A 25,665-nucleotide genomic window follows, 5' to 3' on the forward strand; every position below is an offset into this window, starting at 1 on the left:
GACATAACGGGGATATGCATTGATAGAAAAAATCAAATCAAATTACAATTAATTTTTGAGATATACAAGCAAAAACAATAATGACTAATTAGAAAGAACAACACAATACAAAAAAAAGCCCCTTCAGCAGAGCTGAAAGGGCATATTTTGAATGAATTTCCGAAGAAATCAATTTTACATCATTCCTGGCATTCCACCTGGCATCCCACCTGGCATTCCAGCAGGAGCAGCATTTTCAGAAGGGATATCATTAACAACACACTCTGTCGTTAAAATCAAGCTAGCAATAGAACCTGCATTTTCGATCGCTACACGAGATACTTTAGTAGGATCAATAACACCAGCTTCTTTCAAGTCTTCAAATTTTTCTGTACGAGCATTGAAACCAAAAGAACCTTCTCCTTCACGAACTTTCATGACAACAACAGAACCTTCTAATCCTGCATTGTTAACGATTGTTCTTAGTGGTAATTCTAGAGACATACGTACAATGTTGATACCAGTATTTTCATCATCATTAGCACCACTAAAGCTTTCCAATGTTTTGATGGCACGAACCATCGCAACACCACCACCTGCAACAATACCTTCTTCAACAGCCGCACGAGTAGCATGTAATGCATCGTCTACACGGTCCTTCTTTTCTTTCATCTCTACTTCAGTAGAAGCACCAACATAAAGAACAGCAACACCACCTGACAATTTAGCCAAACGCTCTTGAAGCTTTTCTTTATCGTAATCAGAAGAAGTTGTTTTAATTTGGTTGGTAATCTCTGCAATGCGAGAATCTACTTTTTCTTTTGCACCAATACCATTTACAATAATCGTATTGTCTTTGTCGATTGTGACACGCTCACAGCTTCCTAAGTGCTCCAACTCGACAGCTTCTAGGCTATGTCCTGTTTCTTCTGCAATTAGAGTACCACCTGTTAGGATAGCAATATCTTGAAGCATTGCTTTGCGACGATCACCAAAACCAGGAGCTTTAACAGCAGCTACTTTTAAGCCCAAACGCAAACGGTTAACAACCAATGTGCTCAATGCTTGGCTATCTACATCTTCTGCGATAATCAACAATGGGCGACCTGCTTGATGTGCTTTTTCAAGAACAGGAACAATAGATTGAATGTTAGATATTTTTTTATCGTGAATCAAGATATATGGACTTTCAAATTCTACATCCATAGACTCAGGATTGGTAACAAAGTAAGGAGACAAATAGCCTCTATCGAATTGCATACCAATTACTTTTTCTACATAAGTTTCACGACCTTTTGCCTCTTCTACTGTGATAACACCGTTGATCGTTACAGCTTCCATTGCTTCTGCGATCAATGATCCAATTTCAGCATCACCATTAGCAGAAATAGTAGCTACTTGTTTGATTTTTTCAATATCACTACCAATAATCTCAGAACTTTCTTTTAAGTGCTCGATTACTTTATTGACAGCTTTGTCAATACCACGTTTCAAATCCATTGGGTTGGCACCCGCAGCAACACTTTTTAATCCAGCATTAACAATAGCTTGAGCCAAAACAGTAGCTGTAGTCGTACCGTCTCCTGCCAAATCAGCAGTTTTAGCAGCTACCTCTTTTACCATTTGAGCGCCCATGTTGGCAATAGGATCCTCCAATTCGATTTCTCTAGCAACAGAAACACCATCTTTAGTGATGTGTGGTGCGCCAAAGCTTTTTTGAAGAACAACGTTACGACCTTTAGGTCCCAAAGTTACTTTTACGGCATCTGCAAGAGCATTTACTCCTTCTTGTAATTTGTTGCGAGCGTCTGTGCTGAAGCTAATATTTTTAGCCATTTTTATATGAAGTTTTTTTATTTAAAGAATAATACTTCGTTGATAATTTTGAACTTAAATCAAAATTGTAAAATAAATATCAAATGGATTATCAGTTTTAAGTTTTGGGTGTTAATAATTTAGCTGATAAGCAATTTGATGACGTTATTACGAAGTAATGAAATAATTGAATGTTAAATTATAAAGTGATTCGAGAGGCATTAATCTAGAATCAAAAGGATGTCATCTTCTTTCATAATCAAGAAATCTTCTCCTTGGTGAGAAACCTCTTGACCTGCATATTTGCCATAAAGTACAACATCGTTTACCTTTACAGTCATTGCTCGGTCTTCTTTACCAGGTCCAACAGCTATCACAGTTCCACGTTGTGGCTTTTCTTTAGCAGTATCTGGTATAATGATACCACCTTTAGTTGTTTCTTCTGCTGCTGCAGGTTTTACCAAGACTCTATCATTAATTGGTCTCATAATAAATGTTTTGTTTTATTTAGATTAATAAGATTAAAAGTTATAGCACACTATAATCATGTCTTGTGCCAAGTCTATATTTGTGTCGTTCTGTCATATTTGTGCAGTTTGTTAGACTCGGCTTGTGTTATTTTGACAGGAGAGGTCTGGTTTTTGTCATCAGAATGGAACAAATTGTCATAAAAAGAGTATAAGAATATCTTATCCTATACTCTATAAACTGCTTTGAAAAGAGCAAAACTAGTTCATCATTCTCAATTATAATGAATTGGCTTCTATTCAAAAAAAATACCTAGAGTATTGACCTAATTAAAAACTAAAAAAAATCATTTTGACTGACGAATTTAAACAAGAGAAAGCAAGCTTATTTGCATTAATTCAATCTGGAGATGAAAACAACGTAGATATTGCTATTCAAATTATGAAAGGCGATGTTGCTTTGCAGCGAGCTTTTGTTCAAGATGCTTATATGATTATAGAACAATCGTGGCATTTGAGAACAATCCAAGGCGTTCTGAGGGCTGCGGAAGATACTCCTGCGGCAAAAGCTACTTTAAAAAAACGCTATGCTTCTTTGCTGCATTTGGTAAGTACATTGACTCATAACAGCAACAAGTTGACAACGCTGGTTTCTGTGGTAGATGCTTTTCAGAGTTATTACTTATACAGACCTTCTGGTTGGCAACCAACCGCAAATGACAAGGAAATTATGGCAACACTTCCTGTTCAAACCTTAAATTTGCGAGATCGTTGCTTTAGTCGTTTACCTGACTGGATGGGTTATTTAACCCAATTAAAAACATTAATCCTCAGTAGAAATGTATTGAAGGTACTGCCCGATTCTATTTGTAATTTGACTCGTTTGGAGCATCTAGATTTGCAAGAAAATGTTCTAGAAACATTACCTCAAAATATCGGGAACTTGACGGCTCTAAAAACACTAGAATTGCGGAAGAATAGTTTTCAGGTATTGCCCGATTCTATAGGGCAATTAATAGGCTTAGAGGAATTGAGTTTGGAGTACAATCAATTGACCGCTATCCCAGTTTCAATAGGTCAAATTCAGCGATTGGTAAAACTAGATATTTCGGATAATAATCTTACACATTTACCTGAAGAAATTGGTGCTTTTAGCAATTTGGTTGAATTGGATGCTAGGAATAATCAGTTGGAAAGTTTGCCTTCAAGTTTGCAACAGTTGACCAAACTCGAAATTTTGTGGTTGTCCAACAATCAACTGGCAGATTTGCCGAATTGGGTGAGTGCCTTTAAAAAATTGAGAAAATTGCATCTGTCCAACAATCAACTCAAGCATTTACCTTCGGTAATTACGGCTTTATCCAACCTAAAACGCTTGTATTTGCACAACAATCACCTTACCACATTACCCGATGATATTGGACAATTATCAAGTTTAAATTATATTGATTTAGATGAAAATAATATTCAGTTGTTGCCAGAATCGTTAGGGGACTTGATCGCTCTACGAGAAATACGCTTGTTTAATAATCCGATTGAAAAATTACCTGCTCGGTTGATCGAATTGCCAAACTTCAAAGAAATTGGACTAGGAGATACGCCTATTGGTCGCCAGTATGGAATTGAAGTTGTGCGTGGTCGAAAAGAAGTCGTAACCTTACTACGACAGGTTTCGGTTGTGTTCTAATAATAGAATAACTTTGTAGCAGCCCACCTAACTATTGAAGAATAGTTTACTCTCGATATGTTGATGGAATTCGTTCAAGAATTCCATCAGCATATGTATGATATAGATTCAACTCATCCAAATGCACATAACCAATATGGCAGCCACAAGTTGCATTGATACAAGATTTAGGAGTTAGGCAATCTCTTATTTCATGTGTATAAATATTTCCTAAGACAGTATCAATAAAATGGCAACTGCGAACATCTCCATTTCCATCTACTGTAAAAGAAGTGTACCCTGCTTGGCAAGATTTTCCTAAACTTTGGTGATGCATAGTATTGTAGCGAAACAGTGGGTCTGTTCTTTCGATTCTAAGAATATCTTCTTCTGTATAATAGTTAGGAATTCGTTTGTAGGCATTGGCCCAAACATAACGATTAGGGTTAATACTCGCTCTCAAGCGTTCCAAAATATCAATATCCTCTTTAAAAGCAACAAAACCAACACTATATTGAATGTTTAAAGCATCTAGTTGTTTGCATTTGTTAACAAATTTTTCTAGGCTAATTTGAGTTGGGTGGAAAGTCGTCCATAAGGCAAAAGAGTCTCTATGAACAGCATCCATCCAATTGGTCGTACAAGATAAATTGGTTTGAATACTTACTTTTTTTACGTGTGGTAAATGACTTAGTTCGGTCATTGCCTCTTGGTAATATTTTCGAATCAAACCTTCTCCCCAAGGAGTAAATAAGATGCTTATTTGTTCCGAACGCCCTTTGACCCACTGGACAAAATTTTGTAAACGTTGCGCATCATCTGCTAGTTCTGCTCTAGTGTTTTTAGTTTTTGCAAATGGGCAGTAGGTGCACCCATAGTTGCAGCTCGATAGGAGACCACGGTATAAAATCGACCAATGATTCATAATAATAATAATAATAATAATAATTAAGGCAAGAGTTTAGTAAGTAGTCTAATATATATTAAGTAATCGTTCAGAAAAAAAATCTATAAAAATAAGGCTATTTTTTTGCTATAACTTTTTATGCCCACTTACTTAGATAAAAAAGCAGCGTTCGTTTTAATTATAGAACCAAATGTAGGGCTTTTGCTTAAGATTAAGCCAATTCAAATCCTTGCATCATCGTACAAACTTGATCAGAATACAGCCAAGGACCAATGACATCAGAGAGTTCTAAGCCAGTTTGGTTGAGTTGCAGTTTATGGTTTTCTTTTGGAGCCAAATTAAGCGCATACAATTCCTGTAACTCTGGCAAATCATCCAAGGCATTGGTTCCAAAAAATTGATAGTATGCTGCAAAATCTAAGTGTTGCCCTTCTAAAATGGATTTGATCACATATCGTCGCTGTTGTTCTTCTAAAGAGAGACGAGTGCCATAAAGTACCTTTTGAAAATCTTCTGTTGTTTTTTCGTTGTAATTATGGATAATATTTTTGATCCCTTTTCGTCCAACAGCATATTCCGAGCTATAATGTAACTTTTTGGTGTAAGAACGGGCACCAACTCCCAAACCTACCATGCCATCTTCAGGACTATTGTAAGGAGGAGCGGGCATCGTAGGGGCTTTCGTATTTCTAAAAATACGCATGGTCACTTGTTCGTATCCTTTTGACAATAAAAAATCCCGACCAAAACGATACAAGTTTAAACGGTGATCGTTCCAAGCTTTTTCTTTGAGTCCTAAACCTGTCAAAGGGCGCACATATAAAGGGTATAAGAAAATTTCCTCAGGCTGAAAAGCAATGCTTTGTTCCAGAGAATATTGCCACGAAGAAAGTGTTTGTCCTGCCATCCCGTAAATTAAATCAATATTCATTTCAGGTATTCCCGAATCTTTGATGGTTTGTAGTGCTTGTTGTACTTCAGCCGTTTGTTGTGGGCGACCCAATGCTTTTGTTTCTTCTAGCAAAAAACTTTGAACACCAATACTAGCTCTAGTAGTCCCTTTTTCTTTTAATAAAGCTAATTTTTCGACACTGGCAGTTTTGGGAGACATTTCCACAGAACTAGGAATAGAAAGTAGATCTGCTCCCATGATGTCTTCAAGGATAAAAAACAAACGCTCTAAGTCTGTTGTACTCAAAAAGGTAGGTGTGCCCCCACCAATAGCCAATCGATTAAAATTGGCATCTCCCAAGGCTGCCTTTACTTCTGTAGCTTGGCGTTCTAAGCTTTGTATAAAAGGACTTTCGTGGGTCTCTTTGGGATTGGCAATAGTGAACAAGTTGCAAAAACCACAACGCATTTCACAAAATGGAACGTGCACATACAAAAAAAGTCGCTCTTTGTTTTCTTCACTCCAAACCTCCTTTAAAGAAAGTGGATTCTCAAAAGGTCTATAACTAGATTTGTGAGGGTAGGAATAAGCATAACCTTGAAAAAAATTATCATTTATGATAGATTGTAATTTTGCCATTGTGTGGTATGAATATATAGGTGATAATGTCTAATGAAGTATTATTTTTTTAACAAAACCTCTAAGTAAGGAACAGTCCAAACGTTAGAGTGCCCAATTCGATGCCCTGTGTAGCCGTCTTCTCCATAAGTAGTGCCATGATCCGCAGAACAAATGACAAAACTTTGTTGGCGGCGTTTATGGAGTGCGTTCATTAATATTGGTAATTGGCTATCTACATATTCCAAAGCAGCCGCATGACTTTCAATGGTGTCTTGCAAGTTATCATCCAAATAAAAGCAATTGGGCTGATGAATGGCAGAAATATTAATAAATAAGAAAACAGGGCTAGCCGTCTGGTTAAGCAAGTCAGCTGCTTTTTCAAATTGAACTTGCGTAGAATCCTTGTTGGTTACTCCGAATGATTCTTCCCAATAGCTCTCTTCAAATAAGTCTGGAAAAACATTACTTAATGGAGTTTGTTTGTTGAAAAAGCCAACGCCACCTATGCAAATCGTCTTAAATCCTTTTTGTTGTAGTCCTTTAACAATATTAGGGGCATCAAAGGTGCAAGTCCCTGCAACAGCCGTTTCGCTACCTTCAAATCTTGTTGCAAAAAGACGCGGTTGCTTAGGAGCTTCAATAGGAGTTGGTAAAAAACCAGCAAAAAAGGCATGGTGAGCAGCATAAGTAAAACTGCCTGGCGTATGCCGTTGTTCCCAGCCTTTGGGAGAAAGCCACTTAGAAAAATTAGGTAATTTGCCTTGTACCCAAAGCGTTTGAGCAACATCATAGCGTAGAGTATCTAAAGTTATAAAAACGAGATCACTGTCGGTGATAATTTCGTTCATATTATGCAGCATGCAGGAAAAATTTTAAGATTAAACTTTGGAAATTTATGCCAATGCACATTACTTTATGTGTATTGTACAATTGATTGTTAGTGTACTGTTTTTTAGTAGTAACTAGCGGATAATTAATTGGGTTTACAGAGTATTAAACTCAAGAATATGCTCTATCGTTATATCTGGTTTTATCTTGTATATCCATTCTCTTTTGTGACTGACCCAAGCCGTTTTGATGCCTACTTTTGCGGCACCCTTTATATCATTAATAGGATCATCACCTACATATAATAGATGTTGCGGTTCCAGTTTCCATTGTTCTAATATTAATTCAAATAACTGTGTATCTGGTTTAGATAAATGATATTGTTGAGCAATGTGAATGGTTTCTGTAGAAAAAATAGAATCTAATTGAGCATTGCGAATTTTTCGGCTTTGATTACTGATGGAGCCATTGGTTAAGATTCCGATTCTATACTGTTGCTTTAACTTGTATAGCAATTCTCTTAAAGCTGGAGTTATTGGTGGCACATAACTACTGATATTAGCGTGTACATAGTTCCAAAAACTTGTTTCGTCCCAACCTTGAGGCTGGTAATAATGAATGAACCATTCAACGAATTCTTCTCGAGGTGTATATCCAGATTGATCGACATTTTCTATTTCAAAAGCTTCATTATTGAAATAGTAGTTGGGCATGTTTTCATCAAAAAACTGTTGCATACAAGCCAAAAAAGCAGCATTTCGATCAATTAAAGTATTGTCTAGATCAAAGTATATTGTGCTTATCCCATCAAGCATACTCTTTTTCTTTTATATAGTTTATAGTACTTGTGTAGGTATCCATATTGTTGATCAATACATTGGGTAATAAATCTCCAAATGCATTGGCTTCTAAGATATAACTTTTTTTTAAGGTATTAGAAATCATGACATCCATTCCTGCATAAGTTGTGTTGGGTAAAGTAGCAACCGCTTTCTCTGCTAAATGGCTCATTTGTTGCCATTTATCGAAGCCAATAATGCGCTTGACTTCTTGAATGCTGCCTCTCTGATTGCCCAAATGTAAATTGGTCATAGGAGATTGACTTTGTCGCACTACTACTTGTTTGGTTTTCCCACCGATAACAACCATTCTTAAATCAAAGGTGCCTCCTTCTACAGATGCTTTGGGAATCCATTGTTCAACGAGTATCCCTTCTTTGGCTAAAGTATTGACCAAATAGGCAATTTCTTTAGAGTTGTTGTAGGTGCGAATTTTTAGTGAATTAAATAATTTGGCAGAAGTGGCATTTTGAACCAGCTCTACAGAAGTAATTGCTTGTACTTTACTTCCTTTAATTCTAAAGGCAATGACTCCTGATGCAGAAGAACCATGAATCGGTTTGATAAACACGCTTCTCCATTGTTGTTGTCGCATTTGAGTAAGCAAATCATCATAATTTTTAATATGGTATAAAGCTGGCGCAACAGTAATGTTATGTTCTACAAAATGTTGGTGACAACTTGTTTTATCAAACATCAGTTGAATGCCTTCAATGCTGTTAATTAATTGAACCGTAGGATATAGATCAATTTTTTGTTGCAATTGATTTAGAAAAGTGACAAAACCAAGATGGTGTTGTTTCAAAAACTGTATGCGTCCTTTTTCAAAAGGCAATTGATCAACAGATTCCAAATCAATAGAATCGGCATTTCTTAAATCAGGATGATGGGCACCTAGCTTTAAAAAAGCACAGTGAACCGCCCAATTTTCACCAGGGGATTCAATTCTCAAATAGTTGGTTTGAGCGAGTATAGGATGTAAATCTACCTTTTGTTGTAAAACATCTAAATAAGAGACAACAAAAGGGGCAGTAAAACCTTGGGATTTTACTGCCTCTATGAAGTATTGACAACGTCTATTTTCAGGATTCCCGATTAGCGTAAATTGCATGTGTATAATGGATCCAATTACTCTGATACAGAAATATAACGGTCGTCCTCGTCTGCGTCAGGTTCCCTTTCTTTTAGATCTACCTTAATTCCCAAATCTTCTAATTTTTCTGCCCATTCATCCGAAATAAAGTTGTGATGCAAATCTAGTTTTTTTAGGTTTTTGATAGCAGGATTATCCACCAATGCTTCTGCACCTCTATCATCAATTATTCCTCTAGAAAAATCCAATGTCTCAATACGATCTAAAATAGGATCTCCTTTCATGAGTTGAGCCAATTCGTTCGCAATTTCACTATTTCTAAGACCTAGATATTTTAGAGAAGGTAGGTGGTTGGTTTTGCCTTCAGCTCCTCGGTAAGCAATTGCAACTTCTTCGGGAGTAGCATTAAAGCCATAATAATCAGAACCTAGCCATAATTCTAAATGTTCTAAAGCCGGCAAATTAGCTTTTGATAACTCAGCATAAACAGATTTGTCTAATCCCCCTGTTTGAATGACTAATTTCTTTAAGTTGGGATGATTGATGTCTCCAAAACTCAAGCCGTTGCCACCACGAACTTGATAAAACTCTAAGTTAGGTAAGGCAGCTAAAAGAGGACCATGATTACAGTTTTCAATCCAAGAAACTTCATTTTCTTCATAGGTAATGTCTCCTGTAAAGATGCCTTTGATGTGCTGCAATTTATCTTTATTGTCAACCAATAATTGAAGAATAGATTTGGGAGAGTCATCGTGCTCAGGTCCCCAATATCCAATGACAAAGCTGTCTATTTCTCCCAGTTTAGGGTCATTCAAAAAAGCGGTTAGCATATTTTTGACCTCATCTTCTGGACCATCATATTCTGTACGAAAACGATACGCTAAATCTGGATTTTCGATACCTTTTTCTATATCAAAATCCACTACTTTTTTCTTGTTAAAGTAAAATGCATTTCTTGAAAATGTCATGATGTGTTTAATTAGGTGATGAATATATTTTTAGTATGCGTTTAATTTTTGTCAAATGTATCAAAAAAGTTATATTAAGTCAAGTCTTTTAACAAATTATTTACAAAATGAATTTAGTTGTATTCTTATTACTTATAATCGCCCACTTATTTTTAATTTTTTAGTAAAAAAATGTCTTTCATTTATTTGATAATCATTGTTTTGTGATTAGTTGTGTTTTGGGGGTGTACTGTTGATTATCAACAGTATTGTTAAAGCAGGTTAATAAAAAATAAGGCTTAGTATATTGATGTTCAGAGTGTCAATAGCTCAATGGAATAGGGAATAACTTAAAGAAAAATTAATCGATCAATAAGCTAAATAAAGTTAAAAAATCTCTTTGAATAATTGCTTGCAAATAAGACTAAGTTTTAGTTGTAAACTAAAAAAAAAGTACTTGCCACGAAAATCATATCTCAAAGGGGCATCTTTGGTTTTCAAAAACTAAAATAAACATTTAAATACTTGATTTTTGTAAGTTATAGTTTATATTTGAACAAACCATTTGGAGGTAAAAAACTATGGAAATACGAGAAATTCGACAACATCAATTGCAAAGCTATATAGATTCACCAGAATATAAAGCAGCAAAATATATTGCGATTAGCAAACACAGAGCGCTATCGCATATCCGAAATCCTCGTGTTAAGCCCAATGATTTGGTGTTGGTTTTGATTTATGAGAAAGGTGAAATGGTCGCTTACTTGGGCGTTTTTGCAGATGATTTGCATTTTTCTACAGGTATAGAACATGTAGGCTGGTTGAGTTGTATGTGGGTGAACCCAATCATGAGGGGAAAGGGCATTGCTAAAAAATTAATTCAAACTGTTTTTGAAGCTTGGGATTACAAGATATTGGTGACAGAGTTTACGCCAGCAGCACATGGGTTGTACAATCGAACAGAACAGTTCTTAGATTTGGCAAAGCCTCAAGGAGTACGGGGCTATCTTCGTCTAAATTTAGCCTACCTTCTTCCAAAAAAAGAGCACAAATGGAACAAATGGAAGCCTTTTTTGAGTTGTATGGATGGTGTGTTTAATCTGTTTAATGCTTTGCGTTTAAAGTGGTATCAAAATACTACTTTAACATCTCAAGGAATTTCGTTTGAATATCTATCAGAAATAGATGATGAAGCTTGGGCGTTTATTCAAAAAAATAAAGCCAATGAATTAATGAATCGAAGTCGAACCGATTTGACATGGTTGGTTAAGAACCCTTGGTTGTTATCGTCTAACTTAAAGGATCACAACGCCAAACGGTATCACTTTTCTGCGACAGATAGTTCCTTTACATTTTTAAACATAAAGGTATATGATCGAGCTTTTAATATGCTTGGTTTTTTGATTGTAAGTATTCGGGGTGGAAATATGAAGATACCTTATGCTTACTTGCTAAATGGCGCAGAGGAACAAGTTTTAAGCGTTGTTTATGAGCATATGTTGGCAGCCAAGTTGGATATGTTAACCGTTTTTCATCCTGCTTTGGTTAAGGCGATTCAAGAAAAGCAATCTCCCTTTTTTAAGAAAAGAACTTTCAAGCGACATTATATTATAGGCAAAGTTCTGGGAGAGCAATTGGCGGCAACTCCAGATTTTGTAATTCAAGATGGTGATGCGGATGCTGCTTTTACATAGAAGTTGCTGGTTCCTTATCGAGTAATGTTGTTTTTACAATGTGTATTCTGAACGATTACCTAGCGACCGCTAACTCATGCAACAAACGATCATTATTAATTAATTTCTTTTTTTTGTGGCAAAACGATATAAATTAGAAAAAAGCGGTGTTTGGATTACTCTTTCGACAAAACCTTTTGCAGGAGGAGGAGAGGGGAATTTATACAATATAACAGCGCCCAAAGAATTCAGAAAGTATGTTGCCAAGCTGTACCATCCACACAAACTAACGTCCATACGAGAGGAAAAAATTAATTACTTAGCAACCTATCCCCCAATACAATCCAAAGAGAATGCAGGAGCGCACAATTCGGTTATTTGGGTTAAAGATGCTTTGTACGATAAAAAAAAGTTTGTAGGTTTTATAATGCCCTACACCGAGGGAGAAAAATTAGAAATACTTTGTACTCCTAAGATACCTCGAAAATTGCGGCAAGAGTGGAAGCGTTTTGACTTTAAACAATCGCCCAAAGCTTTGGAAATGCGCTTGAAATTATCCTTTAATATCTGTGCTGCTATTCATCAAGTGCATTCTATAGAACGCTATGTTTTGGTAGATATGAAACCTGATAACATCGTTATTCAAACGAATGGTTTGGTTTCTATTGTGGATACCGATTCGGTAGAGGTAGTAGAGTCAGGCAAAAGTCTGTTTGATGCTCCTGTCGCCACGCCAGAATATACACCCCCTGAGCATTATAAATTATTGGATTATGATGCCACAGAAAGAGAAGCATGGGATCGATTTGGGTTGGGAGTAATTTTATATAAATTGCTTTTTGGGATTCATCCTTTTGCAGCAAGTTCTGGCGCACCTTATGAGCAATTAACAACCTTGCACGACAAAATTAAGCATGGCTTATTTGTCCATCATCCTGCTAAAAAGTCTTCGTTTAAAATCATTCCACCTCCACATAAGGCTTTTTACAAATTAGATCAAAGCTTGCAAGACTTGTTTTTCCGTTGTTTTGTTGATGGGCATGAGAATCCAGAAATGCGTCCTAGTGCAGAGGAGTGGTGCGCTGCTATTTTGTTGTCTTTGGACGATGAAACGGCTTACAAGCGCTATGGGCATATTTTAGGAGGAGGTTTTTATGCTTCCAAACCAAGATTTCCTTTGCCTTCTTCGAGAATCGATGTGCCTGGATATGCAACACCAGCAGCGAAACTAGTGGAGTTGCATAAAAATAATAGATTGCCCAATCCTAAAGTGCGAACTCCTCAGCAACATGAATTGAAAGATTTTCAAGTGCAGAGCCTTAAAAAAGGAGAAAAGATAGCATTTATGATTGCGATTGTAATGATTTCAATTATTACAACTCCTTTTGGAGGGTTTCTATTTTGTTTTTATTTGTTGCATCGAACTAAGAAAAATTTCAAAACGGATGGTGCTTTTCGTCAGGCACAACGCATCAAGGAGAATTTAGCGCAAGTACAACGTAAATACTATCGACAAAATCTGCGATTGCGTCAAAGTCGGAAAAAATTTAAGAAAAGTGTGCGTTGGGTTATTCCTAAGATAGAGCGTTTGGTAGAAGAGGTCAAAACAAAAATAGAGGGTTTAAAAACTTATTTAAAAGAAAAAGATACCCAAGTAAAGGAATTAGAACAAAAAGCATTAGAGCAGTATCATTATTTAAATGAAAAATATGTCTCTAAAGCCAAAGAACATCGTGCCATTGCTCGAGTAGACGATGGACATTATAATAATTTGGCTAAAATTAGAATCGCTATTCATAATGCGCACAAAAAGGCAGTCGATGAATTGGTGAAGGATCAACCTATTCAAGAGAATCATCCTTTTATGAAAGAAGGAAAAATAGCTGTGGATAATTTGGTAAAGGATAAGAAGTTGAAAATTAGTGATTTGATTGGCGCTAAATTAACGGCTTTGTACAATGAACAAGAGGCAAAAATAAAATTATTGTATCAAGACATTCGGGAAGATACTTTTATTGAAAATCATTGGTCTCGATTGTGGAAAGGCAAACGAAATGTTGCAGAAGGGGTTAAGGATGAATTGAAAGAAGAATTTGAAGAACTTAAGCTATCTTCTATTTTGCAAATTTATAACATCAATTCTAGGACAGGTGAAATAACACTCAAAAATGGTCAGAAATTTAATATTAAATATTTTAGAGATTCTAAATTGATTTTAAATAATTTGAAGCATTGGCATGATGAAACGAAGCATCAGTTGAGCATCTTAGACCAAGAAAAAGCGCTTTTGAAAAAAGAGTACCGACAAAAGGTAAAAGCTTTGGAAGAAAAAAAACGAATAGAGTTAAAAAACTTAGATCGTTTTAAACGGGGTGAGTTAGAAAAAGTGAAAATTGAAACTCAAAAGATCGTGTTGGGACAGCCCTTTGCCAATCTACAAGAGCAATATGAAACGGTTACTGAATATGTGACCGAATTGGAGACAGCTTATGAACAAGAAGAGGAAGAGGTGTTAAAAGATTATAAGGCTTTGTATGAGTCTATTATCAAAGATTGTGAATATAGAGCGGATAAAGTTACTAGAGATATAAAGGATTTGGAAGCTAAATTGCATACTTATAATAAGAAGAGCAAACACCCCAAAGTTCAAAAAGCTTATCGAGAACTAGAGCAGGATTTAAAAGAATTAAAACAAATAATCCCTGAATATAAGACCAAGGCATTTGAGATGAAGAAATATGAGCAGATCACGTTTAAAAATTACTTGCGCAAATTGCTTCGAGAGTAAAATCGCTATACTATATAATAGTAGTTAGCTATCTGTGGTGCTACTTCGTGGTAGCTCCCTACGGTCGTGAGCTCACATCGCTCGGTTCGCTGCTACTGCGTGGTTTGAAAGGGCTAATGTTATCAGTAACTGCCAGAATTACCTGTTTTGCGCTATATTGGCATTTTAGATAGACTGGCATAAAATTGACTGTTGTTAAACTACTATAAACAAAATGGAAACAATTACTGTTAACTTTGGCAAATGGCGTTCAGGTCTGGTAGTTTTTATTAACCTGTTTTACTTAATAATTATCAGTAGTTGGCCCTTTTGGTTGGATGCAAGCATCTCAATCATATCATTACCAATTGGAATTGTATTGTTAATCAATGCTCGAAGGGGATGGCAAGAACTAACGGGAAAAAGACCTGCTCTAATTATTGACAAAAGTGGAATCGTAGATAATATTCATTGGTATAGTCTAGGGCGTGTTACTTGGGATGAGATAGATTCTATTAAAACCAAACGGTTGTTGTTGGTGAAGACAATTGCTATCTTTTTAAAAAATCCTCATGCAGTTGTTCAAAAAGAAAAAAGATTGATAAAGAGAGCTTTTCAGCGCCTCAAAACAATACTACAAGGAACACCTATGGTACTTCAAACCAAAAACTTGGCAATCTCATACAATGAATTGGCTACCTTGTTGAGAGATATTGATTTTGACAAGCCTGATTTTATAGATATGTCCAAGCATTTGATTGATTAGAAGCATGAAAGTATTAAAAATTGCGTTTGATAAAAGAAGACTGTGGAGCTTAGTTGGTGCATATTGCTTGAATCACCGATTGACAAAACTAGGGCATTTAGAGTTGGTAACTCTTTTGGAAAATTATCAAAATGAAAATGGTTTTTCTAATGATTTTTTAAGGCACTTGCTTGGTGAAAATTGATGTAAAATACAAGCTTTAAAAATTAGGAAACCAAAATAAAACCGTATATATTAGAGCAGCCTTGTGCCTACTCTTATACAATTAATAAAACCAAAATAAAACGAACATGTTTAATAAAAGTGAATTTAGAAAGTATGCTGTTAAGCATATGGGAATGACGGGAATGCACGTAGATACATATGCTGAGAAAACAGCACAGCAAGCAATGAATATGGGAATGCCTAACATAACTGGTTTAACACCTTATATCATTGAAGAGCGTCAGTTGAATGTAGCCTCTATGGATGTATTTTCTCGCTTGATGATGGATAGAATTATTTTCTTGGGACAAGGAATTAATGATTACGTAGCTAATATTGTACAAGCTCAATTGTTGTTCTTAGAGTCTACAGATCCTAAGCGTGATATTCAAATTTTTGTTAATAGTCCTGGTGGTTCTGTTATTGCTGGTCAAGGTATTTATGATACAATGCAATACGTTACGCCTGATGTTGGAACTATTTGTACTGGTTTGGCTGCTTCTATGGGAGCGGTATTGCTTTGTGCAGGAGCAGAAGGAAAACGTAGCTGTTTGCCACATAGCCGCGTTATGATTCACCAGCCATTGGGTGGAATGCAAGGGCAAGTGACAGATATGGAAATCTCTTACAAGTTGATCAAAAAACTTCAAAAAGAGTTGTACGATATTTTGGCACATCACACTGGACAACCTTATGATAAAATTCAAGAAGATTGTGAGCGTGACAACTGGATGACTTCTGAAGAAGCAAAAGCCTATGGGCTAGTCGATGAGGTTTTGGCTCGCAAAAAATAAAACTTTGTTGCTCTCTTTTTTTACATTTTTCATATAAAATGTAAAAAAAAGAACCAAAATAACTTAAGATGATCAGTATACGACCAAGTTGAATGGGTTTTGCTCGTTCAACTTGGTTCTTTTTTAGAATAAATGTATATTTGCAGCTCAATTGAAAATTAGAATGGATTAGACAGATTGTTAAAAAGGTGCAATTGTAAGTCCATCATTACAAGTAGAATAAAACCAATTAAGAATGACGAAGCCAGGAGCAAAATGTTCTTTTTGTCACAAGCCCAAAGACCAAGCACTAATTTTAATTTCGGGTGTAGATGCCTATATTTGTGAATCTTGTGTAGAACAAGCAAAGGCAATCATTGAGGATGAAATTATGCCGTTTGAACAAGATGGAGATTTGGCACAAGTGAATCCTATTGATGGCAAAGACATTACGATGCTGAAGCCAATGCAAATTAAAGAGCGTTTAGACGAGTATGTTATTGGTCAGGACGATAGCAAAAAGATTTTAGCTGTTGCTGTTTATAATCATTATAAACGAATTATGCAGCAAATAGAAGAAAAAGAAGAGGACGATGTAGAGATTGAAAAATCAAATGTAGTAATGGTTGGACGAACAGGAACGGGAAAGACGTTGTTGGCTCGCACCATAGCCCGTTTATTAAACGTTCCTTTTACGATTGTAGATGCTACTGTATTTACAGAGGCTGGTTACGTTGGTGAAGATGTAGAGAGTATGCTGACTCGCCTTTTGCAAGCTTGTGACTATGATGTTGCCGCAGCAGAACGAGGTATTGTGTATATTGACGAAATTGATAAAGTTGCTCGTAAAAATGACAATCCTTCGATTACCAGAGATGTTTCTGGAGAAGGAGTACAGCAAGCTTTGCTTAAAATGTTGGAAGGAACCGATATTTTAGTACCGCCACAAGGGGGACGCAAACACCCCGAACAAAAATTAGTAAAAGTAAATACCAAAAATATTCTGTTTATTTGTGGAGGAGCTTTTGCTGGTATCGAAAAACAAATTGCAAAGCGTATTAACACGCAAGTAATTGGATTTAGAGGTAATGCAGAAGAGGAAGTCGATACAGAGAATCTATTGCAATATGTGTCTCATCAAGATTTGAAATCTTTTGGTTTGATCCCAGAATTGTTGGGTCGTATGCCTGTGTTGACACATTTAGATCCTTTGGATAAATCGGCATTGCGTCGAATTTTGACAGAACCTAAAAATGCGTTGATGAAGCAATATAAGCGACTGTTTGATATGGAAGGCATTGATTTGGTGTTCTCGGATGAAGCGTTGGACTTGATTGTCAACAAAACAGTAGAATATAGTTTAGGAGCAAGAGGGTTGCGTTCTATATGCGAGGCAATTATGACGGATGCAATGTTTGAAATGCCTTCTCAAGAAGGAGTGGAGACCTTTGAGATAACAGAGGATTATGCTGCGTCTAAATTAGGGAAAACCAAGTTATCTATCTTAGAACAGGCACTATAAGAATTGATTAAAGCAATCATTTTATAATAATAGACATCGTCAATGGACGATTTGTATGGCAATAGCTCACTAAAGTATTTAGTGGGCTATTGCTGTTTTACAATCGTTAGCAGCGTAGCTAACTCCTATGTTTTATAGACTAGCTAGAAAGTGGGATTTATTAGGAAATATAGTAGCATGAGACAGTAAATGTAATTTTTTAGACAAAATGTCATTATTTGTTTGTGCTTTTGTGACAAAATGTCTGTTGTTTTTGAGTGGCACACGACTTGAATAGTCTAAGGCGAAGGTTAATGTATCAATACTCATGAAAAAAATTTTCGATCAACCTTCTCAAGATTTTTAATGTTAATAACATAGAGCCAACACATTAATAAAATACTTGAAGCAATAACTTTAAAATGAAAATTAGAAAACAATGAATCTAGAAAAATTCACTATAAAGTCTCAGGAAGCTATACAACGAGCACAACAACTTGCTACAGAGTATGAACATCAGGCAATTGAGCCTGCTCACTTGATGAAAGCAATCTTGGAGACTGACGAAAACGTTACGCCTTATGTTTTTAATAAATTAGGGAGTAATCTAAACTTAATTAAGCAAGCAATAGGAAGCGTTATACAATCGTATCCAAAAGTTAGTGGTGGGAACCAGTATTTATCTCGTGGGGCAAGTGAGGTGCTTCAAAAAGCGCATTCATTTCTCAAAGAATTTGGAGATGAATATGTCTCTATAGAGCATATTTTACTGAGTATTTTAAAAACTAAAGATCAAGTATCTCAATTGCTCAAAGATAATGGTGTCACCGAAAAAGGTATGATTGCTGCTATCAAAGATTTGAGAAAAGGAAGCAAGGTAACAACTTCTAGTGCTGAAAATAGTTATAATGCCTTGGGCAAATATGCGATTAATTTGAATGAACGAGCTCGGGGTGGCAAGCTAGATCCAGTCATTGGTCGAGATGAAGAAATTCGTAGAGTTTTGCATATTTTAGCTCGCCGAACCAAAAATAATCCCATTTTAGTTGGGGCACCTGGAGTTGGTAAGACGGCTATTATAGAAGGATTGGCGCATAGAATTGTAGAAGGTGATGTTCCTGAAGATTTGCGCAGCAAAGAAATATATGCACTGGATATGGGAGCTTTGATTGCTGGTGCGAAGTACCAAGGAGAGTTTGAAGAAAGGCTTAAAGCCGTTGTTAACGAGGTAATTAGTGCCGAAGGAGATATCTTTTTATTCATTGATGAAATTCACACATTAATTGGTGCTGGTAAAACTCAGGGGGCTATGGATGCCGCCAATATTTTGAAACCTGCATTGGCACGAGGGGAGTTGAGAGCTATCGGAGCAACTACTTTGGATGAATATCAAAAGTATTTTGAGAAAGATAAAGCACTAGAGCGTCGTTTCCAAATGGTGGTGGTGGATGAGCCTAGCGAGGAAAATGCTATATCAATTCTTCGTGGGTTGAAAGAGCGTTACGAAACGTACCACAAAATCAATATTACGGATGGGGCAATTGTATCGGCGGTTCAGTTATCTAACCGATATATTACCGATCGTCATTTGCCTGATAAGGCGATTGATTTGATTGATGAGGCGGCAGCAAGATTGCGTTTAGAAATGAACTCTATGCCAGAAGAATTGGATGAAGCCGAACGAAAAATTCGCCAATTGGAAATTGAACGAGAGGCGATGAAGAGAGAAAAAGATAAGGAAAAAGTCAAACTCATCAATGAGCAATTGGCAAACTTGGAAGATCAACGTAATCAAATAAAGGCGCAGTGGGAAGCTGAAAAAGAAGTGGTATTGGGTGTCCAAAAGTTGAAGGAGGAAATTGAGGAGCTCAAACTAGCTGGTAGTCGTGCAGAGCGAGAAAGTGATTATGGTAAGGCTGCGGAAATTCGATACGGGCGTATTCCTGAATTGGAACAACAATTGGGAGCTATGAATGAGCAAATGCAAAAAATGCAAGAAAAAGGCAATCTCCTTGTCAAGGAAGAAGTAGATGCAGAAGACATTGCTGCCATTGTAGCAAAATGGACAGGAATCCCTGTGACGAGAATGTTGCAAAGTGAAAAAGAGAAATTAATTCATTTGGAGAAAGAACTGCACCAACGTGTCGTTGGGCAAGATGAAGCGGTAGAGGCTGTGGCTTATGCTATTCGCAGAAGCCGCACAGGATTGTCTAATAAGAATCGCCCAATTGGTTCGTTTCTTTTCCTTGGTACAACAGGGGTCGGAAAAACGGAGTTGGCCAAAGCATTGGCAGAGTATCTATTTGATGATGAAAACCTAATGACGCGTATTGATATGAGTGAATATCAAGAAAGACACTCTGTTAGTCGTCTAGTTGGTGCGCCTCCAGGATATGTAGGTTATGATGAAGGGGGGCAATTGACAGAAGCCGTACGCCGCAAGCCTTATTCTGTTGTTTTGTTGGATGAAATTGAAAAAGCTCATCCCGACGTGTTTAACATCTTGTTGCAGGTGTTGGAAGATGGTCGATTGACAGATAATAAAGGACGGGTTGTCAATTTTAAAAATTCGATTATCATTATGACTTCCAACATTGGATCGGATATTATTCAAGAGAATTTTGAAAAAATGACGGAAGAGAATAAGGAGGAAAACATTGAAAAAACTCAAAATATGGTTTTTGAAGTGTTAAAGCAATCTGTTCGCCCAGAGTTTCTTAACCGAATTGATGAAGTGGTCATGTTCCGACCATTGTCTAGAAAAGATATTCTGACCATCACTAAATTACAATTGAATCATTTGCGAGAATTGATGGTAGAACAAGGAATTCAATTGGACTTTACAGAACATGTAATGGATTGGTTGGCAAAAGAAGGTTTCCATCCCGAATTTGGAGCTCGTCCTCTAAAAAGAGTCATTCAACGTAGGGTATTAAACAAGCTTTCTGACGCCTTGTTGTTAGGAGATATAACGCCCAATAGCAAAGCGATCTTAGATGTATTTGATGGTACGGTTGTTTTTCGTAAGCCTAAAGTTGAGGAAATAGAATACACTATAGAGTAAAATAAAATTCTATTATAAATAAGAAGTGCGTTCAGTGTCTAAAAGGGACTGGAGGCACTTCTTGCTTGTAACCAATTCGCTTAAATGGGGTGTTTCAAGTGCAATAAGCTGAATAAGAAAGCCCCCCAACCTAAGTAGCAGCCCTGCACAATCCATACAGGATACTTATCTCCAAAAATAAGCATACTAACAACAACGGTTGTTGTAGCAAAGGCAGCATAAACTAGGAATTTTTTCTTGCCAGCTAAGGAGCTATACCAGTTGTATAAAATGGAGGCAACGATAAAAAATGGAACATTTTCAATGATTAAAGCCAAGGCATCGCTGACACTATCTTTTTCCCAACCTAAATAAGCCATCAAAATAGGTCCCAAAACAATTCCGAAGCCACTTAACGCATAAACAGGAGGCAGTAAGATAAGTGCCAATTTAGATAATGGTTTGAAATTGAGTAAGCTAATCATAACACCTACAGCTGCATATGGAAACAAAACATCAAAATCATGTTTAATCTTGCCTTCGTAAATCAGGTAGCCAATTAATAAAGCGAGTATGCCACAAACAAGACCAACAACAATAGCATTAACAATGCTATAATGTCGTGTAGGAGAAGTTTCTTTTGCCATGATTTTATAATTGTTTTTGATTATTTATTCCTCAACAACATCTCCAATTTCATTGTCTTCATGTTTAAATTCTTTGAGTTTTGGAAGCTCTTTGATGGACTTAAGACCAAAGTGCTGCATAAACTTTTCGCTGGTAGCATAGAGCAAGGGGCGCCCTACATCAGTAGAACGACCTGTTATGGTAATGAGTTCTTTTTCTAGCAATTTTCGGATAGCATAATCACAGTTTACACCTCTTATCTTTTCCATTTCTCCTCTAGTAATAGGCTGGCGATAAGCGATAACAGAAAGCGTTTCTAAGGCAGATTTACTCAACTTTTTGTTGCTTCTTTGTTGAATGAGTACGCTGAGAGTGTCGTTAAATGCTGGTTTGCTTAGAAATTGATATCCATTGGCAATTTCTATGATACTAAAAGAAAAATTGTTGGTCATGTATTTTTGCTGTAAAGCAGTAATTTTATTTTGCAAGACCGTTTTGTCTAGCTCTTCGTCCAAAACAGATTCCAAGCACTGTTTGATTTCTTTTAAGGACATAGGGCTATCGCTAGCAAAAATCAAGGCTTCTATATGCAATGTTATATTATCCAAAATAAGGTATACTTTTTTCTACTTTTTATTAAAACAATGGAACAAAGCCAAGCAAATAAATGTTAGTTGACTGTTCTATGAAGGCGAAATTAGCAGTTTTATTACCTATTAACAAGTTCACAACAATAAGTTTTTATAGTGGAATAAAAAAAGAGGTCTTATCCTATCTATTAATAATAAAAAAATTGTAAATTTCGGGAGTATGTATTTTGAGACAACAAAAATTGGTTTGGACCTAATTAATCATCTAAATACATTTGTAGACTTTTATTGCAACACTTCTCAACAAAATTACTAGCCATTCATTTTGCGTGCGATAAGAAAACGTTAGCAGTTTTATAAAATAAATGGTGTCTCTAAAGTAGATAAAACTACTAGCGAAGTGTTGTCATTCAATAGTCCGATATTTAATTACTCCGTAAACAAATCAACGGAGTATTAATATTTATTATAATAAAATAAACAAAAATCCAATTAAAATTATGATGTTGAACTACTTTGAAAAAGTAAAAGGCTATCTGTTAGATTTGGGACACGAAATCGTAGATGAAAATGCTCAAGATGGCATGTTGGTGGTGACAGATGAAAGCAAAGGATTAATGAACACAATGTTAGATTGTGAGGGCGAAATTTTAGTAATTGAGCAACATATTATTAACCTAGATTCTAACCAAACAGAAGCTTACAAACGCTTACTTCAAATTAATAGAGAGGTTGTTCATGGAGCATTTGTGTTAAATGAAGATGCAACCAAACTTTTGTTTAGAGATACTTTGCAGTTGGCCAATTTAGACTCTAATGAGTTAGAAGGTTCTCTAAATGCGTTGACCATTGCATTGGTCGAAAATACAGACGAGCTTTTAGGGTGGGCTGCGCATGAGCCAGTAGCTTAATTGCTTTTTTATTTAGAACTCAATCATTCATTTGTAAACAAGTAAACTCTTAATATAAATTATGTGGGAATTTATCAAACGATTATTTAGAATAGGAAAAGCAGAAGCAAATTCTGCGGTAGATAAATTAGAACGTCCAATTACTATGACCAAACAAGGTATTCGTGATTTGAAAAAAGATTTGGACGAAAGCTTAAAAAGTTTGGCAGAAGTAAAGGCAACTGCTATCCGCTCTAAGCGAGAGGCAAATAACCACAAGGAAGCTGCTGAGGATTATAAGAAAAAAGCAAAAGCTTTGCTTCAAATGGCTTTAGATGGTCGAAAAGATGAAGCAGAAGCAAACCGCTTGGCAGCAGAGGCAATGGCTCGTAGAGAGGAATCTCTAAAATTGTATCAAGTGGCTAAAACCAATCAAGATAAATTTGAAGGTTTGGTAGCTAAAATGGAAAATAAAATCCGTATGCTGAAAGGTCAAGTTGCTAAGTGGGAAAATGAATTGAAAACATTAATTGCTCGTGATAAAGTGAGTAAAGCAACTGGTAAATTGAACAAACAATTGGCCAACATCGATTCTAGTGGAACATTATCAATGCTAGAAAAAATGAAAGAAAAAGTAGAGGAGCAAGAAGCTTTATCTGATGCTTATGGCGATATGGCTGCTGAAAGCAAAACAATCGATGAGGAAATTGATGCTGCTTTGGGAGATACATCTTACACTTCAAGTGCTGCATTGGACGATTTAAAACGTGAAATGGGGTTGTTGCCAGCAGAAGAAAAAATTGAAATTAAAGAAAAAGCAGAAGAAACGATTAAGATTGAAGTAGATAAACCAGATACTACAGATTCTGATACTCCAGCTTAATACGTTGAATGTATAGTGCGTTACTTTACGCTCAAAAAGGTTCTCAGCATTTTGTTGAGAACCTTTTTTTGTAGATAGGCAAGCTAAATGATGAATTGTGTGAGTTGCCTAATTTGTTTTTTAATAAGTTGGTTTTTAGTGTGGTAGGAAATGACATTGAAAAAATATGCCCTTGGTAGGGTAAATATGAAACTTCTGTAAATTTATAGGAGACCAACTCGGATTATTTTTTGTATTTCTTGGTGCGATAGCTTTTGGTCTTTTTGGTTCAACAAATCAAAAAATGAGAAAGCCTGTATTTATTCATAGAAGCAGTTGGAGATGTATCCGCCGCTTCTTGTTTTAAAACCAAGATTTATGAGATTATTTTTTTTTATATTATTTCTGATAGGAACAATAGATAGTAGTTCTGCTCAATTTAAAATCAAAGCAACAAAGTATATTAGTAGTCCTAGCGCTTCTGTTATTAGTGATGATGGAAAATACTTTTATCTTAGAAATGGGAAAGGCGTTGGAGTATATCGTATAAATCCTACCACCAAGTTGTTAGAAAATATTCAAGAGCTAAAAATATCGGGCAGCTCCAGTGAATTACTTTTGACGAAGGATAATCGGTTTGTTATCACAACCAATTTTTCAGATGGAGTATTATTAATATACAAACGAGATCCTTCCAATGGAAAATTATCATTACATAAAAAATATGAACAAACCATTGACGGAAAAGGATCTATCAACAAGCCGATGGATATTGCTTTGTCACCAAGTGGACGCTATTTATTTTTAGCGGGTAATAAAACCCTAATGACACTTCGTTTCCAAGATGGTACGGCAACTTATCTGAGGCAACATGATTCGAAAGGTAGTCCTCATGGGACAATCTATTTTAGTACAGATGGAGAGTATGCTTTTATCGCATATTATGGCGATAATAGTTACTTTGGTCGAACAATACTGAAATTCAATGACGAAACTGGAGAATTGTATGTTGTGGGAGACTTAAGAGAAGATTATCCTATTCCTGGTTCTTACTATTATTTTGGGAGAAAACAAAAACAATATACGGTGTCCGCAAATTTGGAATATATGAATTTTTCTCCTGATGGAAAAGATGTTTATATGGATGGCACGGAAAGTTATTCTAATGGCGGACGTGGTGCCATAATGCATTATAGATGGGTAAATGGAAAACTAGTTTTGCAAAATGCTTATTATGAGTTGGCTGTAAAATACCAATTGGAAAATATCAAAAATATTTGTTTGGATGGTAGTGGGGGATATCTATATGTATTAACAGGTGGAGATGACTCTGGTATTCATATTTTTAAGCGAGACGCTCATACAGGTGCACTAACTTTTATTCAAACATTTCATAAGAAAAATTATCCTCAAATTGCTACGCCTTATAGGGCTAGTTTTAGTGCCGATAACAAATATATTTATGTCTCTAATTATTTTGGAGGGAATGTTGTTGTATTAGAAAACTCCAATGCTAAGCCTAGTCCTCGTCAACAACAACAACTTAATGTAGATAATAAAGAGACTCCCCAACCAATTGTACAAGACATCCCTACGAATAATGTAAGTGATCATGATTGTCCTTATACATCGATTACGGAGGTGGAAATGAAAAGAATTGAAAATCAATTGAATGGCTTGGAAACCGAGCAAGCTCGTTATGACTTTGCTATGAAAACAGTGCAAAATCGTTGCTTAAAAACAATGCAAGTGTTGAAACTGGCACGTGTGTTTGAAGTGGAGTATATTCGATTGGAATGGGTGAAGTTTGCTTATTATTATACCTCTGATATAGAGAATTTCTATTTGTTAGATACTTTATTTACCAACAAGAGGCTCAAGCAAGCATTTAAAGCATCTCTGGAAGGATAGAGCA

At 36.0% G+C, this 25,665-nt stretch carries 21 protein-coding genes; 11 read left to right on the top strand and 10 right to left on the bottom strand.

Annotated elements, in window-relative coordinates:
• Window positions 1–174: 174 nt before the first annotated feature.
• Both groL and groES read right to left on the bottom strand, forming a co-directional pair.
• A complete protein-coding gene (gene groL, locus CG11_RS01210) occupies window positions 175–1,815 on the bottom strand; it encodes a chaperonin GroEL (protein ID WP_052592284.1) in 1,641 nt (546 codons plus the stop codon).
• A gap of 200 nt (window positions 1,816–2,015) precedes the next feature.
• Complete coding sequence (gene groES, locus CG11_RS01215) at window positions 2,016–2,282, bottom strand: co-chaperone GroES (protein ID WP_052592286.1); 267 nt, start codon at window positions 2,280–2,282, stop codon at window positions 2,016–2,018.
• 331 nt (window positions 2,283–2,613) lie between these two features.
• Between groES and CG11_RS01220 the strand changes: the two genes are divergently transcribed.
• A complete protein-coding gene (locus CG11_RS01220; protein ID WP_052592289.1) occupies window positions 2,614–3,948 on the top strand; it encodes a leucine-rich repeat domain-containing protein in 1,335 nt (444 codons plus the stop codon).
• A gap of 46 nt (window positions 3,949–3,994) precedes the next feature.
• On the opposite strand, the gene CG11_RS01225 is transcribed toward CG11_RS01220, so the two are convergent.
• The 6 genes from CG11_RS01225 to CG11_RS01250 all read right to left on the bottom strand — a co-directional run bounded on the left by CG11_RS01225 (window position 3,995) and on the right by CG11_RS01250 (window position 10,075).
• Complete coding sequence (locus CG11_RS01225) at window positions 3,995–4,852, bottom strand: STM4011 family radical SAM protein (RefSeq protein ID WP_052592291.1); 858 nt, start codon at window positions 4,850–4,852, stop codon at window positions 3,995–3,997.
• A gap of 193 nt (window positions 4,853–5,045) precedes the next feature.
• Window positions 5,046–6,365 carry an STM4012 family radical SAM protein gene (locus CG11_RS01230; protein WP_052592293.1) on the bottom strand — a complete coding sequence of 440 codons (1,320 nt, stop codon included), beginning with the start codon at window positions 6,363–6,365 and terminating at the stop codon, window positions 5,046–5,048.
• A gap of 41 nt (window positions 6,366–6,406) precedes the next feature.
• Entirely contained in the window at window positions 6,407–7,207 is an 801-nt protein-coding gene (locus CG11_RS01235; RefSeq protein WP_052592295.1) for an STM4013/SEN3800 family hydrolase, read from the bottom strand.
• A gap of 123 nt (window positions 7,208–7,330) precedes the next feature.
• On the bottom strand, window positions 7,331–7,990 hold the full coding sequence (locus CG11_RS01240; RefSeq protein ID WP_052592297.1) for an HAD family hydrolase: 660 nt from the start codon (window positions 7,988–7,990) through the stop codon (window positions 7,331–7,333).
• On the bottom strand, window positions 7,983–9,125 hold the full coding sequence (locus tag CG11_RS01245; protein WP_052592299.1) for an STM4014 family protein: 1,143 nt from the start codon (window positions 9,123–9,125) through the stop codon (window positions 7,983–7,985). The genes CG11_RS01240 and CG11_RS01245 overlap by 8 nt, the downstream gene beginning before the upstream one ends.
• Before the next feature lie 17 nt (window positions 9,126–9,142).
• A complete protein-coding gene (locus CG11_RS01250; RefSeq protein ID WP_052592300.1) occupies window positions 9,143–10,075 on the bottom strand; it encodes an STM4015 family protein in 933 nt (310 codons plus the stop codon).
• A gap of 560 nt (window positions 10,076–10,635) precedes the next feature.
• On the opposite strand from CG11_RS01250, the gene CG11_RS01255 reads away from it, so the two are divergent.
• The 7 genes from CG11_RS01255 to clpB all read left to right on the top strand — a co-directional run bounded on the left by CG11_RS01255 (window position 10,636) and on the right by clpB (window position 20,802).
• Window positions 10,636–11,748: a GNAT family N-acetyltransferase gene (locus CG11_RS01255; RefSeq protein ID WP_052592302.1), complete on the top strand. Its 1,113-nt coding sequence runs from the start codon at window positions 10,636–10,638 to the stop codon at window positions 11,746–11,748.
• 115 nt (window positions 11,749–11,863) lie between these two features.
• The gene (locus tag CG11_RS01260) at window positions 11,864–14,515 is read left to right on the top strand and encodes a hypothetical protein (RefSeq protein WP_052592304.1); all 2,652 of its coding nucleotides are present in this window, start codon (window positions 11,864–11,866) and stop codon (window positions 14,513–14,515) included.
• 214 nt (window positions 14,516–14,729) lie between these two features.
• Window positions 14,730–15,260, top strand: a complete 531-nt coding sequence (locus tag CG11_RS01265; protein ID WP_052592306.1) for an STM3941 family protein — start codon at window positions 14,730–14,732, stop codon at window positions 15,258–15,260.
• A 4-nt stretch (window positions 15,261–15,264) separates the two neighbouring features.
• Window positions 15,265–15,444, top strand: coding sequence for a hypothetical protein (locus tag CG11_RS01270; protein ID WP_052592307.1), 180 nt, complete (start codon window positions 15,265–15,267; stop codon window positions 15,442–15,444).
• 106 nt (window positions 15,445–15,550) lie between these two features.
• On the top strand, window positions 15,551–16,258 hold the full coding sequence (locus CG11_RS01275) for an ATP-dependent Clp protease proteolytic subunit (RefSeq protein WP_052592309.1): 708 nt from the start codon (window positions 15,551–15,553) through the stop codon (window positions 16,256–16,258).
• 235 nt (window positions 16,259–16,493) lie between these two features.
• Window positions 16,494–17,759, top strand: a complete 1,266-nt coding sequence (clpX, locus tag CG11_RS01280; RefSeq protein WP_052592310.1) for an ATP-dependent Clp protease ATP-binding subunit ClpX — start codon at window positions 16,494–16,496, stop codon at window positions 17,757–17,759.
• Between the two features lie 418 nt (window positions 17,760–18,177).
• Window positions 18,178–20,802 (top strand): ATP-dependent chaperone ClpB, encoded by a 2,625-nt coding sequence (gene clpB / locus CG11_RS01285; RefSeq protein ID WP_052592312.1) that lies wholly within the window; start codon window positions 18,178–18,180, stop codon window positions 20,800–20,802.
• Window positions 20,803–20,882: 80 nt separating this feature from the next.
• On the opposite strand, the gene CG11_RS01290 is transcribed toward clpB, so the two are convergent.
• Together CG11_RS01290 and scpB are read right to left on the bottom strand one after the other, a co-directional pair.
• Window positions 20,883–21,428 (bottom strand): hypothetical protein, encoded by a 546-nt coding sequence (locus tag CG11_RS01290; RefSeq protein ID WP_052592314.1) that lies wholly within the window; start codon window positions 21,426–21,428, stop codon window positions 20,883–20,885.
• Between the two features lie 24 nt (window positions 21,429–21,452).
• Window positions 21,453–22,016: an SMC-Scp complex subunit ScpB gene (scpB, locus tag CG11_RS01295; protein WP_231512746.1), complete on the bottom strand. Its 564-nt coding sequence runs from the start codon at window positions 22,014–22,016 to the stop codon at window positions 21,453–21,455.
• A 482-nt stretch (window positions 22,017–22,498) separates the two neighbouring features.
• Between scpB and CG11_RS01300 the strand changes: the two genes are divergently transcribed.
• The 3 genes from CG11_RS01300 to CG11_RS01310 all read left to right on the top strand — a co-directional run bounded on the left by CG11_RS01300 (window position 22,499) and on the right by CG11_RS01310 (window position 25,661).
• Window positions 22,499–22,909: a YbjN domain-containing protein gene (locus CG11_RS01300; protein WP_231512747.1), complete on the top strand. Its 411-nt coding sequence runs from the start codon at window positions 22,499–22,501 to the stop codon at window positions 22,907–22,909.
• Between the two features lie 61 nt (window positions 22,910–22,970).
• Entirely contained in the window at window positions 22,971–23,771 is an 801-nt protein-coding gene (locus CG11_RS01305; RefSeq protein WP_052592317.1) for a PspA/IM30 family protein, read from the top strand.
• Between the two features lie 357 nt (window positions 23,772–24,128).
• Window positions 24,129–25,661 (top strand): beta-propeller fold lactonase family protein, encoded by a 1,533-nt coding sequence (locus CG11_RS01310; RefSeq protein WP_052592320.1) that lies wholly within the window; start codon window positions 24,129–24,131, stop codon window positions 25,659–25,661.
• Window positions 25,662–25,665: the final 4 nt, after the last annotated feature.

Origin of the sequence: Aureispira sp. CCB-QB1, assembly GCF_000724545.1 — a bacterium.
GTDB lineage: Bacteria > Bacteroidota > Bacteroidia > Chitinophagales > Saprospiraceae > Aureispira.